Consider the following 13,763-nt stretch of genomic DNA (forward strand, 5'->3'; position numbering starts at 1 on the left):
TATTTTTTTCTTAAAAAAGCTGGTATATCTAAATAATTTGGTTCCTTAATATTATTTTTTTTTATTTCAATATTTTTTCGATATATTTTTTTTTGATGTGATCTTTTTATACAGGAATGAAAATTTTGATAACGATAATTATTTGTTGTATTTTCTTGATGTAGATTTTTATTATTAGAAAATTTATTATTTTTATTTTGATCTATCCCAATTCCAGTAGCAACAACCGTGACTCGTAGAGAATCATTCATTTCTGAATCTAGAGAAGTTCCAATTACAACTGTAGCATTGTCAGAAGAAAATGATCGGACAGTATTACCAACTGTTTCAAATTCATCTAATCTTAGATCTGTTCCAGCGGTAATATTTACTAATACTCCATTAGCTCCAGATAAATCAATATCTTCTAACAATGGACTAGATATAGCAATTTCAGCAGCTTCTTCTGCTCGGTTTTCTCCTGAAGATAATCCAGTTCCCATCATTGCATAACCCATTTCTGACATAACGGTTCTTACATCAGCAAAATCTACGTTCATTAATCCAGGTTTAGTGATTAATTCAGCTATTCCTTGTACTGCTCCTCTTAATACGTTATTTGCAGCGCTAAATGCATCGAGTAAAGAAATTCCTCGATTTAGTACTTTTAAAAGTTTATCATTTGGGATAATAATTAACGAATCAACATATTTTGACAGTTCAACTATTCCCTGTTCAGCAAATATCATTCTTTTTTTTCCTTCGAATACAAACGGTTTAGTGATTACTGCAACAGTTAATATTCCCATTTCTTTTGCAATAGATGCAACGATTGGAGCAGCTCCCGTTCCAGTTCCTCCACCCATTCCAGCGGCTATAAAAACCATATCTGCTCCTTCTAGAGCTGTATGTATTGCTTCTCTATCTTCTTCTGCTGCATGTTTTCCAATCTCTGGGTTTGATCCTGCTCCTAACCCTTTAGTAATATTTTTTCCTATTTGGATTGTTTGTCCTACTTCTATTTTTTTTAATGCCTGTGCATCAGTATTAATTGCAAAAAATTCCACTCCTTCTATTTTTTCTCTTACCATATGTTCTACGGCATTACCTCCACCTCCTCCAATACCAAGTACTTTTATTATTGCATTATTACTTAATTCCATAGATTCCAACATATTTTCCTCTATATAAATATTTTTAATTGTTATATTTTAGTGATTTTTTTATACCATAGATGCAATTTATTATATATTTTGCTTAAAATTGTATTTTTTTTGTGTTTTTCTTTTTTATAAAAGATTTTTTTTTCTGCGTATTTCAATAATCCTAAAACCGTGGAATAACTAGGATGAATAATTTGGTCATTATATGTTTTTATATTTTTTGGCATTCCAATTCGTATTGGCATATTAAATGTTTTTTGTGCTATTTTTTTGATTAATTTAATTTGTGATCCTCCTCCAGTTAAAACAACTCCAGAATTAATCTTATATTTTTGTCCTTTCTCGTATAGTTTTTTTTGAATATGAATAATAATATTGCTAATTATATAAAATAACTCTTTGTATCTAGATTCAATAACTTCAATTAAAGTATTTTGTTGAATTTTTTTTGTACTAATTCCATATTTAGTAGAAATATTAATTATTTCTGATGTTGATAACGATGAAGATATTTTAGATCCATATTTAATTTTTATTTTTTCTGCATTATCAAAGGATGTATTAAATGCATATGCAATATCATGAGTTACAATATTTCCTGCATATGGAATGACTTGACTGTGCTGTATGGAACCATTAATATAAATGACAATACTGATATTATTTCCACCTATATCAATAATACATACCCCAGATTGTTTTTCTTCTAATTTTAATACTGCTTGACCAGATGCAATTCCGGAAAATATTATTTTTTTTATTTTGACATTGCATTGATTAATTGCTTTAATGATATTTTTTTGAATATCATGTTTATGCAAGATTAAATGCACTTTTGCTTGCATACGACATCCTGACAATCCAATTGGATTTTTTATTCCATGTTCTTGATCAATGGAATATTCTTGTGGTATAATATGTAGTATACTATATCCTTCTTTTAATTTTATGCATTTTGCTGTATAAATTGCATATTTAATATCATTTTTTGTTACCTCATTATTGTAAATTGGAACAATTCCAATTTCGTTTTTACATTTTATGTATTTATTAGATATAGAGACGTATATAGAAGAAATATTACATTCAGCTATAATTTCAGCTTCATTAATAGCTTTTTTTATACAAGAAGAAATTGATTTTAAATTTTTTATGTTTCCATGATTATCTATTCCTTGAGAATGGCATTTTCCAAAACCAATAATTTTAATAATTCTATTTTTTAGTATTTTTCCAACTGTTACAACAATTTTTGTAGACCCGATATCTAATCCAATTATTAATTTTTGGTTTTTTTTACTCATTATATTTTAACCTATCTCTACCATTCAAACATATTTTATACTAATAAAATTTTTATTTTATGTTTTATTGATCAAAAAAAAATTAATTTTTTAGTTCTGCAGTTCTTAAAATAGCACTTCTTGATCTCGGATTATTGATGATTTCTTTTTTTGTTGGAAAAATTCGATGAATAATTTTCAGTTTTTTTTGATATAATTGCAATATTTCATTTTCTTTTAATGGAATTTTATTTAAAAAATGTGGATTTTTACTATTTTTTATCATAAATTGTTTTACTAATCTATCTTCCAAAGAATGGAAACTAATAATTGATATTCTTCCTTTATAATTTAAAAATTTTAATATTTTATCTAAAAAAATTTTTAATAAATTTATTTCTTGGTTAATAAATATTCTAATTGCTTGGAAACTTTTTGTAGCAGGATGTTTATGACGTTTTTCCCATGGAATATGAGATTTGATAAGGTTGGATAGTTCTAATGTAGTAATAATTGGTTTTTTTTTTCTTGTTTTTTTAATTGCCTCTGCAATTCTTTTTGAAAATTTTTCTTCTCCAAAATATTTTAATACTTTATAAATTTTATTTATTTTTTCTTGATTTATCCATTTTGATGCAGATATTCCGATTTTTGGATTCATGCGCATGTCTAATGGGCCATCTAAATTGAATGAAAAACCTCGTTTTTTAGACATGATTTGCATAGTTGATACTCCTAAATCTAATATAATTCCATCAATTTTTTTTTTTATTTTATTTTTTTTAAAAAAAAGATCTATTTCTGCAAAATTACCATGAATGATATGAAATCTATGATCTGTTATTTTTTTAGCTATTTTAATTGCTTCTGGATCTTGATCAATAGCATATAATGTTCCATTTTCCCCTAGTTTTTCTAAAATTTTTATAGAGTGTCCACCTTCTCCAAATGTTCCATCAACATATATTCCATTTTTTTTTATTTTTAATGATTGGATAGTTTCTTTTAATAAAACTGTTTGGTGTTTTTTTTTATTATTCATGAAATATTTTCTTGCAGTATGAATTTCTATGTTAAATTTTTATTGATCATTTTTGTATTCCGATAATTCCTGAACGTGATATTTCGATAATTTTGGTAGTTTTTTTTACAATTTTTAAAAAATCATTTATTTTTTCATTAGAATTTATCATTTGTATTACATATGTTTTGTGGTTAATGTTGATTATTTTTCCTTGAAATATTTTGATGATAATTTCTAATTGTACAATTGAATATCCAGAGTTTTTGATTTTAATTAAAGCAATTTCTCTTTCTATATATTGTTTTTGATTTACCTGTGTTACTTTAAAAACATTAATGAGTTTATGTAGTTGTTTTTCAATTTGTTCAATTGTTTTTTTATCACCATTTGTTTGAATTGTTACACTTGATAGCGTTATATCTTCTGTTGGAGATACAGTAATGCTTTCAATGTTATATCCGCGTTGCGAAAATAATCCTACTACACGAGATAAAGATCCTGGTTCATTTTCTATTAATATTAATAAAATTTGTTTCATACATTATACCTTTTTTCTTAGCCACATATCGTTCATACCTCCATCTCTAATTTGCATAGGGTATACATTTTCTTGATGATCAATTTTAATATCTAAAAATACTAATTTTCCATTTTTTAGGTGATTTAATGCTATTTTTATTTTTTTTTCTACTTCATCATTTTTTTTAATTTGTATTCCAATATGTCCATATGATTCTGCTAACTTTATAAAATTAGGTAATGATTTCATATATGAATGAGAATGTCTACCTTCATAAATCATGTCTTGCCATTGTTTTACCATTCCTAATGCGTGGTTATTTAAACTAATTATCAGAATTGATAGATTATATTGCATAGCTGTTGATAATTCTTGTATATTCATTTGAATACTACCATCTCCAGTAATACAAATAACTGTTTTTTTTGGAAATGCTAATTTTACACCTAATGCAGCCGGTAATCCAAATCCCATTGTTCCTAGTCCGCCAGAATTAATCCATTGTCTTGGTTTATTGAATTTATAGTATAGAGCTGTAAACATTTGATGTTGTCCTACATCTGAAGTAATATATGCTTTTCCTTGTGTTAAATTCCATAAATTTTCTATGACATATTGAGGTTTAATCAGTAGACTATTTTTGTTATACTCTAAGCTTTTTATATTTTTCCATTTATTAATTTGCTTCCACCATGGATGTAAACGATTTTTTTTAATATTTTTTACTTTTTTAAGTGTTTTTAATATTTTTTGTAAAATATTTTTTGCATGACCAACAATTGGTATATGTGCAGTAATAGTTTTAGAGATAGATGTTGGATCAATATCTATATGTAATATTTTTGCGTTAGGACAATATTTGTTGATATTATTTGTTGTTCTATCATCAAATCTTACTCCAATAGCTAAAATAACATCCGAATTATGCATAGCCATATTTGCTTCGTAAGTGCCATGCATTCCTAACATATTTAAATTTTGTTTATGCTGACCTGGAAATGCTCCAAGTGCCATTAAAGAAGTAGTAACGGGAATGTTTAACATTTCTGCAATTTCTTTTATTTCCGCAGTACTATTAGATGTAATAGCTCCTCCTCCGATATACATAATAGGCTTTTCTGCTTCTAATAATGTTATTACTGACTTTTTAATTTGTCCTGAATGTCCATCTTTTATTGGATTATATGATCGAATATGAATATTTTTTGGACAAAAATATGGTTTTTTATTTTTTTTATTTAAAATATCTTTAGGCAGATCTATTACAATTGGTCCTGGACGACCTGTTATTGCTAGCCAAAATGATTTTTTAAATACAACTGGAATATCTTCAGTTTTTTTTACTAAAAAACTATGTTTGACAATAGGCCTTGAAATTCCTATCATATCACATTCTTGAAATGCATCGTATCCAATTAATTCAGAATTTACTTGACCTGATATAATTACCATTGGTATGGAATCCATATATGCTGTTGCTATTCCAGTAATGGCATTGGTTGCTCCAGGACCAGAAGTAACAAGTACTACTCCTATTTTTCCTGTTGCTCTGGCATATCCATCTGCCATGTGTGTAGCCGCTTGTTCATGACGTACTAATATATGCTTAATTTTTTTATTATTTTTTAAAGCATCATAGATATCTAGAACTGCTCCTCCAGGATAACCAAAAATATATTCGATTCCTTCATCAATTAATGAACGAATTACCATTTCTGATCCTGATAATAATTCCATTTTATATCCTTATTTATATGATTTATATATTATATTGGTATATTCTAAAATAGAAAGATTTAAAATATTTTTTTTTAATACTTTTCAGATCCATGAATGTTTTATAGGATCTGAAATATTTTATAATATTATGAGATATTTCTTAATAATTGATTAATTCCTACTTTTTTTAAAGTTTTCTGATCTACTTTTTTTACAATAACAGCACAATATAAATTATATTTTTTATTGTGTGAAGGCAATGTTCCAGAAACTACGACAGATCCTGCTGGTACTTTTCCGTAAGTAATTTCTCCAGTTTCTCTATTATAAATTTTTGTACTTTTTCCAATATATACTCCCATAGAAATTACGGATCCTTTTTCTACAATTACTCCTTCGACAATTTCAGAACGTGCTCCAATAAAACAATTATCTTCGATAATTGTAGGATTATCTTGTATTGGTTCTAATACTCCTCCAATTCCTACTCCTCCTGAAAGATGTACATTTTTTCCGATATGAGCGCATGATCCAACTGTAGACCATGTGTCTATCATGGTTCCTTCATCTACGAACGCTCCAATATTAATGTAAGAAGGCATTAATATAGTATTTTTACCGATAAAAGCTCCTTTTCGTATAGTTGCTGGTGGTACAATACGAATATTATTTTTTTTTAGTTCTTCTTTTTTGTTATACTGATATTTAAGATCTACTTTATCGTAAAAAATATTTTTTTCTCCAGAAAAAACTTTATTTTTTTGAATACAAAAATACAATAAAATAGCTTTTTTTAACCATTGGTGTGTAATCCATTCATTCGATATTTTTTCTGATATTTTTAATATACCCCTTTCAATGAATTCAATTGTATTGATAATTGCATTATATGTTTCAGGCTCAACAGTTTGATAATTTATTTTATTTTTTATTTCAAATGCTTTATTAATAATATTTTTTATATTTTGCATGTTTTTGCTCTGTTTAAAATATATTTAAAATGAAATTTACATATTAACATATATTTTTTGTATTTTTTCATTTTTTCTTTTAGTTAATATTTCACATCCATTGTGAGTTACTAGAATAGTATGTTCATATTGTGCGGATAAATTATTGTCTTTTGTTCGAATAGTCCAGTTATCATGCATGCAAAATACTTTATTTGTTCCAGCATTGATGATAGGTTCAATCGTGAAAATCATTCCAGGTTTTAATACAATAGAGGTATCGAAGTTATTATAATGTAAGATATGTGGTTGTTCATGAAAATTTTTTCCAATTCCATGTCCACAGTATTCTTTTACAATTGAAAATGGGGTATTTTTTATATAATTTTGTATTGTTTTTCCAATTATATTTAATGGTAATCCTGGTTTAATTTTTGGAAATGTGATATATAAACTTTGTTTTGCCACTTGACATAATTGAAGTGCATGATCTTGACAATTTCCTACAATAAACATTTTAGATGTATCAGCATAGTATTTTTTTTTTATAATTGTAACATCAATATTAACGATATCTCCATTTTTTAATTTTGTATATTCATTAGGAATACCGTGGCAGACAGTTTCATTAATAGAAATACATATTGATTTTGGAAATCCATAATATCCTAAACAAGCTGGTATTGCTTTTTCTTTTTTTGTAATGTATTTATGACATATATTATCTAATTCTGCAGTGGTGATACCAGAAACAACATGTTTTTTTATCATATGTAATACGTTACTTGCGATATTACCAGCAATTCTTATTTTTTTTATTTCTTCGTGATTTTTTATAGGAATATTTATCATTTTATTTCATATATTATGATTTAATAATAATTTATAATTATATTTTTTTTAAAAAATATTTATCTATATTTTTATTCAATATGACGATGTTTGTATTATAAATTATTAAAATTGAATTTTATTATTGTATTATTGATAATAATATATTGTTTATATAGAATATAGTTAATTAATTTATATTTTTTAGGAAATATTTTTATAATTTCAATATTAAAGAGGTAGTTATGAATTTTTTTTCTATGCATGATATGATAAAAGCAGGTGTACATTTTGGGCATCAAACTCGTTTTTGGAATCCTAAAATGAAATCTTTTATTTTTGGTACACGTAATAAGATACATATTATTGATTTAGGAAAAACAATACCGATGTTTTATAATGCTTTATTAGAATTAAAAAAAGTTTATAAAAAAAAAGGGAAAATATTATTTATTGGAACAAAACGAGCTGCTAGTTCTTTAATTAAAGAATCTGCTATACAATGTAATCAATTTTATGTTAATAAAAGATGGTTAGGAGGGATGTTAACAAATTGGAAAACAGTAAGTCAATCTATAAAAAGACTGAAATTTCTTGAAACACAAATACAAGACGGAACTGTACTAAAACTAACAAAAAAAGAAAGATTAGTACGATCTAGAGAATTATTAAAGCTAGAAAATAGTATTGGGGGTATTAAAAATATGGGTGGTTTACCTGATGCGATTTTTGTGATTGATGCAAAGAATGAACATATTGCAATTAAAGAAGCTAATCATTTAGGTATTCCAGTTTTTTCTATTGTAGATACTAATTCTGATCCGGAAGGAATTGATTTTATTATTCCTGGAAATGATGATGCTATTCGTTCCATTAAATTATATTTACGTGTTGTCGTCGATTTTCTTATTAATGATGCTAAAATACTTTAAAATTATTTTTAAAATATATATATTTATTATAAATGATATAATTTTTACATTCATAGTAATATTTTTACTGTCTTATAGTAGTTATTGTAAGGAAAGAAAATATGTGTATTAATACAAAAGTTGTAAAAGAATTGAGATTAAGATCAGGAATTGGTATTATGGAATGCAAGAAAGCATTAGTTGCTGCTAATGGAGATCTTGAAAAAGCAATTATTATTTTAAAAAAAAATGGTTATATTAAAGCAGAAAATAAATTTAAAAATTTAGCAACTAAGGGAATTATAGCGTTATGTGTTAAAAAAAATATTTCATATATTTTAGAATTAAATTGTGAAACTGATTTTGTTGAAAAAAACTTAGATTTTTTACAATTGGGTAAAGAAATACTATTTATTGCACATACTAATCAAATAAATAATTTATCGGATTTACAAACTATATCACAAGAAAAAATAGTATCTTGTATTGCACGATTTAATGAGAATATTTTTATTCGAAGATTTGGTATTTTACACGATGTAAATATTACATCTTATTTACATAGAAATAAGATTGGAGTGTTATTGCAAGCATATTCTAAAAATAAAATGATTTTAAAAAATATTGCCATGCATATTGCGTCACAAAATCCAGATTATTTAGAACGTCATGCTATTCCTTCGGAAATTTTAGAGAAAGAAAAACAAATACAATTGGAAATAATTTTAAATTCTGGAAAACCAAAAAATATATTAAATAAGATTGTTGAGGGGAAAATAGAAAAATTTGTTAATAGTATTTGTTTATTAGAACAAAGTTTTATTTTTGATGCTACAAAAAAAGTAAAAGATATAATTCATGAAAATAATGTAAAAGTATTGAAATTTATTAGATTTGCTGTTGGTCAATAAAATTAATCAATAAAGTGAATATATATTATGATAGTATTACAAATCATGAAAATTATGATATTTAGATATGAAATTTTTATATAAACGAATTGTTCTTAAAATCAGCGGCGAAGTTATTAACGGCATAAATACATCCAATACGGAAAATCATATTTTGTATACAATAGCTAAAGATATAAAATATTTGCTCAGTCATGGTATTGAAATCAGTATTGTAATAGGAGGGGGTAATTTATTTAGAGGTGCTTCTTTATCGAAATTTGGAATAAATAAAGTTACTGCTGATTATATAGGTATGTTATCTACTGTAATTAATGGATTATTTTTTAAGGATGTATTAAATAAATTTAATATTTCTGTTTGTTTAATGTCTTCAATTTTTATGCATACCATGTGTGATTCATACAATTTAGATAAAGCGAAAAATTTATTATCTAATTCTGTTGTTGTTATATTTTGTGGAGGAATTGGAAATCCTTTCTTTACTACGGATTCTGCTGCATGTGTACGTGCAATTGAAATTAATGCAGAAATTGTTTTAAAAGGAACAAAGGTAAATGGAATATATTCTGATGATCCTTGTAATAGTACAGATGTTATGTTTTATAAGAACTTAAATTATCAAGATGTTTTAAATCAGGAATTTAAAATTATGGATTTAACGGCATTTTCTTTGGCTAGAGATCATAATATTCCTATTTGTATTTTTAATATTAATAATAAAAAATCTTTAATTCGTGTGTTGTTAGGGAAAGATGAGGGAACATTAGTTAGTTAAATAATATTTTAAAACATATGATTATTTTATTTTTTTTTTTTTAAATTATTTTTTATTTATTAGGATATGTAAAGGTTGATTTATGCATACTGATTTTATGAAAGAGTTAAATGATCGTATGAATCAAATTTTTGTTTTATTTAAAAAATATATAAATAAAAATTATGCAATTCGTATTTCTCCTGATTTATTAGAAGGAATAAAAATTAATTATTATGGTTCTCAAATTCCTTTAAAACAATTATCTAATATTACTGTAGAAAATTCTAATACTTTAAAAATTAATGTATTTGATAATAAGATTCTTCGTGATATTGAAAAAGAAATTTTTCGATCGAAGTTAGAACTTACTCCATTAGTGAGTGATAATATTATTAGAATTGTTTTCCCTGCACTAACAGAAGATAGAAGAAAAAAAATTTTTAAGTTAATTTGTGAAGAGTCTGAAACATGTCGTATCAATATTAGAAATATACGAAGAGATGCTAATCATAAATTAAAAAAATTTTCTCAAGATAAATATATTGGGAATGATACAGAATATGATATGCAACATCAAGTACAAAAAATGACTGATAATTATATGAAAAAAATAAATTCTCTTTTATTAAAAACAAAAAAAGAAATTATGAAAATATAATTAACATATTTTTATGAAATATATCCATTGAATATTTTTTATAAATTTATTTTTTATCAATATATATATATATATATATATATGTTAAAATTTTATTTTATATAGTTTTTTTATTTTAATTTCAATATATTGTGAAAATATTTATGATACAATTTATATTGTTGATTTTTTTTTCATTATGTAACATAAACACTTGTACTTCTTATATTCATATTAATTCAGATTTAGGTAAACAATGTTTTTTAAAGAATATCTCTACAATAGAAACTCTCAGCAAGATTCACTGTAAGCAAGTTGTATCCAAAAAAAAAGACATTCGATTTGATTTATTTAAATTCATATATAGTAGTAGTTTTTATCATCATGTCATTAATAAATATAATTATGAACCTTTAAGTATAGTACATAAAGATTCTATCATTGAGCGTTTTTTTTTTATTGGAAATAAAAAAATTAGTAAAAAATTATTACTGAAAGTTTGTAAACGATTGGGTATAAAAAAAAATAGTGTTTTAAATATACAACAAGTAAAATCTATAAAATATAAATTACAAGAATTGTATAATAATCTAGGAATTTTAAATGCAAAAATTAATATTCACTATCAAAAAATAAAAAGTGGAAATTTTATTGTTAAATTTTTTATTTCAGAAGGACCTGATCAAATATTAAATGATATTCAAATTATAGGAAATAAATATTTTTCTAGTAATAAGATTATTAGTTTATTTCAATCATACCCAAATTTTTTTCAAAGAATGGTATTTAATAATAAAAAATATCAATGGAAGTTATTTAAAAATGATTTAGAAAAATTACAATCATTTTATTTGCAACAAGGTTATATTAATTTTTGTATAAAAAAAATTAATTTTAATTGTGTTCAAAATAATAAAAATATTCTTGTAACAATTGTTTTATCTGAAGGTAAACAGTATAAGTTGTCTTCTTATGTTATTCATGGAAATTTATTGAATTATCAATATTTGTTTCAACAGGATTGGTTAAAAAGCAAATTGAATAAACAGTATAATTCCGATGAAATTGGAAAATTACAACAAGAACTGAAAATAAAATTTTTAAATCTTGGATTTTTACAATGTAATATTGATACTAAAATCATGTTATACAACTTTGATAATACAGTTATTGTTCATTTTTATATCGATTTGGGTCCACGATGTTTTATCAAAAACATTATAATAACAGAAAATAAATATAAAAAAAATGATTATTCCTTATTATATTGTATTAAAAATATGGTTATTGGCTCGTTTTCTAATTTTCATTCAATACAATCGAGTATATTTCATGTAAAAGATATTGATTACTTTAAACATTTTATTTCAAAATTTAGTTGCTTTGATAATCGTGAAAATAAATCACATATGATATCTCAAGTAAAGGAAAAAAACAATAATAATTTTGATGTTAGTTTAGGATATAATCTTTCTTATGGACCGAATATAAATATTAATTTTAATCATAAAAATTGGCTCGGTTTAGGAGAAAACACTAATATTAATTTTATACACGGTAAATCAAATGATAATATAGATTTTTCTTTTAAATATCCTCATTATCGCAAGAATATTATTTTTATTAATAAAATATTTTACCATTATTCACATCATACAGGTTTTAACGATAACATATTAAAAATAATTAAGAAATATGGATCTAATAATGATATAGAGTTTATGTTTTCTCCAAATTATTCTATTCATTTTGGTGTGAATTATTTTAAAAGTCACACGTATGATATAATTTTTTTAAAAAAATATTTATTTAGTAATAAAGTATTAAAAAAAAATAGCAATACTTTAGATAAAAATAATTCTTATCATTCAAATATTTCCGTAATGTATGATTGGTCATACAATAGTATTTCTCGTAAAAATTTTCCTACATCTGGACATCAATTATCTTGTCATGGAAAATTTTTTTTTAATAGCAATAATGATTTTTATCATAAATTAACATTTATTGTAGAGAAATATTTTTCGAATTTAAAAAATAAGAAATATATATTTCATTCCTGTTCTACTATTGGTTTTGGAAGATCGTTGAATAAAAATCATTATCCGAAATATGAAAACTTTGGATTACAAGATGATAATAATATTCGTGGTTTAAGTAATAATAGTATTCATACAAAATTTTTATATCAGTGTAATAAAAATAATCATGATGATAAAGAATTTAATTTTTATATTAAACAATCTAATGAATCAATTGGAGGAAATAATTTTTTTATTAATAAATTTGATATTATATTTCCAATTCATTCTATTTTAGGATATAATTGTAATAATTATGTGCAAGCATCTTATTTTTTAGATTTTGGTAGTTTATGGGATAATTATACTCACAATACAGTTAAAAATAAATATCATTACGTTAATAGTATATTCGATATTCATGCGTCTACAGGATTTGAATTAGTTCTGATTTCTCCTTTTGGACCAGTTCATGTTATTTATGTATATCCTTTTTTCTGCCCTCATACAAATTTTGTTAATCCATTACAAATACATATGAGTTATACATGGTAGTGGTGTAAAATTTATGAAAAATATATTAAAATTTATACCGCATAGGTATCCTTTTTTACTTATTGATCGTATTATTGAATATAATAAAGATAAATTCATTAAAACAATAAAAAATATTACTGCTAACGATCCATGGTTGCAGGGTCATTTCCCTGGAAATTTTATTTTTCCTGCAGTATTATTGGTAGAATCAATGGCACAAACAGCAATTATATTGTCTTATATAAATAATTATCATAATCCAAAAAATGGTTTTTATAGTTTAACAAAAATTCAACATGTAAGATTTAAGAAAATGGTTGTTCCGGGAGATCAATTAATTATATATGTAGAAATTTTAAGAAAATTTAATTATTCTATTTTTTTTTCAGGAAAAGTTTTTTTAAAAAACATCTTGGTTTGTTCTGCTAAATTTTTATGTACTTATATTAAAAGTATTAATTAAATATATTTGATGTGCAATGAAAATATTTTATTTTTATATTTATTCTTCTTTTTC

The 13,763-nt window shown here is 24.0% G+C and carries 12 protein-coding genes and 1 pseudogene; 6 read left to right on the plus strand and 7 right to left on the minus strand.

Annotated features, from left to right (window positions below):
• Positions 1–199: 199 nt before the first annotated feature.
• The 7 genes and pseudogenes from ftsZ to map all read right to left on the minus strand — a co-directional run.
• Positions 200–1,154 (minus strand): annotated as a pseudogene (ftsZ, locus tag RJT40_RS00735) (cell division protein FtsZ); the annotation flags it as partial.
• Between the two features lie 29 nt (positions 1,155–1,183).
• Positions 1,184–2,446, minus strand: a complete 1,263-nt coding sequence (gene ftsA, locus RJT40_RS00740) for a cell division protein FtsA (RefSeq protein WP_343182662.1) — start codon at positions 2,444–2,446, stop codon at positions 1,184–1,186.
• A gap of 82 nt (positions 2,447–2,528) precedes the next feature.
• Positions 2,529–3,467 (minus strand): 16S rRNA (cytosine(1402)-N(4))-methyltransferase RsmH, encoded by a 939-nt coding sequence (gene rsmH, locus RJT40_RS00745; RefSeq protein ID WP_343182663.1) that lies wholly within the window; start codon positions 3,465–3,467, stop codon positions 2,529–2,531.
• Between the two features lie 46 nt (positions 3,468–3,513).
• A complete protein-coding gene (gene ilvN / locus RJT40_RS00750) occupies positions 3,514–3,987 on the minus strand; it encodes an acetolactate synthase small subunit (RefSeq protein ID WP_343182664.1) in 474 nt (157 codons plus the stop codon).
• Positions 3,988–3,990: 3 nt separating this feature from the next.
• Complete coding sequence (locus RJT40_RS00755) at positions 3,991–5,706, minus strand: acetolactate synthase 3 large subunit (protein WP_343182665.1); 1,716 nt, start codon at positions 5,704–5,706, stop codon at positions 3,991–3,993.
• Between the two features lie 128 nt (positions 5,707–5,834).
• Positions 5,835–6,659 (minus strand): 2,3,4,5-tetrahydropyridine-2,6-dicarboxylate N-succinyltransferase, encoded by an 825-nt coding sequence (gene dapD / locus RJT40_RS00760; RefSeq protein WP_343182666.1) that lies wholly within the window; start codon positions 6,657–6,659, stop codon positions 5,835–5,837.
• Between the two features lie 36 nt (positions 6,660–6,695).
• Positions 6,696–7,487, minus strand: a complete 792-nt coding sequence (map, locus tag RJT40_RS00765) for a type I methionyl aminopeptidase (RefSeq protein ID WP_343182707.1) — start codon at positions 7,485–7,487, stop codon at positions 6,696–6,698.
• Positions 7,488–7,714: 227 nt separating this feature from the next.
• Here map and rpsB point away from each other — a divergent pair, with 227 nt between their 5' ends.
• The 6 genes from rpsB (at position 7,715) to fabZ (ending at position 13,709) form a co-directional block, all read left to right on the plus strand.
• Positions 7,715–8,401, plus strand: a complete 687-nt coding sequence (gene rpsB / locus RJT40_RS00770) for a 30S ribosomal protein S2 (protein WP_428994190.1) — start codon at positions 7,715–7,717, stop codon at positions 8,399–8,401.
• A 101-nt stretch (positions 8,402–8,502) separates the two neighbouring features.
• Positions 8,503–9,291, plus strand: a complete 789-nt coding sequence (gene tsf, locus RJT40_RS00775) for a translation elongation factor Ts (RefSeq protein ID WP_343182667.1) — start codon at positions 8,503–8,505, stop codon at positions 9,289–9,291.
• Between the two features lie 67 nt (positions 9,292–9,358).
• Positions 9,359–10,069: a UMP kinase gene (pyrH, locus tag RJT40_RS00780; RefSeq protein ID WP_343182668.1), complete on the plus strand. Its 711-nt coding sequence runs from the start codon at positions 9,359–9,361 to the stop codon at positions 10,067–10,069.
• A gap of 82 nt (positions 10,070–10,151) precedes the next feature.
• A complete protein-coding gene (gene frr, locus RJT40_RS00785) occupies positions 10,152–10,709 on the plus strand; it encodes a ribosome recycling factor (protein WP_343182669.1) in 558 nt (185 codons plus the stop codon).
• A 143-nt stretch (positions 10,710–10,852) separates the two neighbouring features.
• Positions 10,853–13,264, plus strand: coding sequence for an outer membrane protein assembly factor BamA (gene bamA, locus RJT40_RS00790; RefSeq protein WP_343182670.1), 2,412 nt, complete (start codon positions 10,853–10,855; stop codon positions 13,262–13,264).
• A 13-nt stretch (positions 13,265–13,277) separates the two neighbouring features.
• On the plus strand, positions 13,278–13,709 hold the full coding sequence (gene fabZ, locus RJT40_RS00795; protein ID WP_343182671.1) for a 3-hydroxyacyl-ACP dehydratase FabZ: 432 nt from the start codon (positions 13,278–13,280) through the stop codon (positions 13,707–13,709).
• Positions 13,710–13,763 lie beyond the last annotated feature (54 nt).

The organism is Buchnera aphidicola (Shivaphis celti), from assembly GCF_039349365.1.
Classification (GTDB): Bacteria; Pseudomonadota; Gammaproteobacteria; order Enterobacterales; family Enterobacteriaceae; genus Buchnera_L; species Buchnera_L aphidicola_AL.

What these genes read in the sequence shown, in the direction of transcription:
- ftsA (WP_343182662.1), bottom strand. Translation starts at nt 2,446, where the DNA reads ATGAGTAAAAAAAACCAAAAATTAATAATTGGATTAGATATCGGGTCT.
- rsmH (WP_343182663.1), bottom strand. Translation starts at nt 3,467, where the DNA reads ATGAATAATAAAAAAAAACACCAAACAGTTTTATTAAAAGAAACTATC.
- ilvN (WP_343182664.1), bottom strand. Translation starts at nt 3,987, where the DNA reads ATGAAACAAATTTTATTAATATTAATAGAAAATGAACCAGGATCTTTA.
- RJT40_RS00755 (WP_343182665.1), bottom strand. Translation starts at nt 5,706, where the DNA reads ATGGAATTATTATCAGGATCAGAAATGGTAATTCGTTCATTAATTGAT.
- dapD (WP_343182666.1), bottom strand. Translation starts at nt 6,659, where the DNA reads ATGCAAAATATAAAAAATATTATTAATAAAGCATTTGAAATAAAAAAT.
- rpsB (WP_428994190.1), top strand. Translation starts at nt 7,715, where the DNA reads ATGAATTTTTTTTCTATGCATGATATGATAAAAGCAGGTGTACATTTT.
- tsf (WP_343182667.1), top strand. Translation starts at nt 8,503, where the DNA reads ATGTGTATTAATACAAAAGTTGTAAAAGAATTGAGATTAAGATCAGGA.
- pyrH (WP_343182668.1), top strand. Translation starts at nt 9,359, where the DNA reads ATGAAATTTTTATATAAACGAATTGTTCTTAAAATCAGCGGCGAAGTT.
- frr (WP_343182669.1), top strand. Translation starts at nt 10,152, where the DNA reads ATGCATACTGATTTTATGAAAGAGTTAAATGATCGTATGAATCAAATT.
- bamA (WP_343182670.1), top strand. Translation starts at nt 10,853, where the DNA reads ATGATACAATTTATATTGTTGATTTTTTTTTCATTATGTAACATAAAC.
- fabZ (WP_343182671.1), top strand. Translation starts at nt 13,278, where the DNA reads ATGAAAAATATATTAAAATTTATACCGCATAGGTATCCTTTTTTACTT.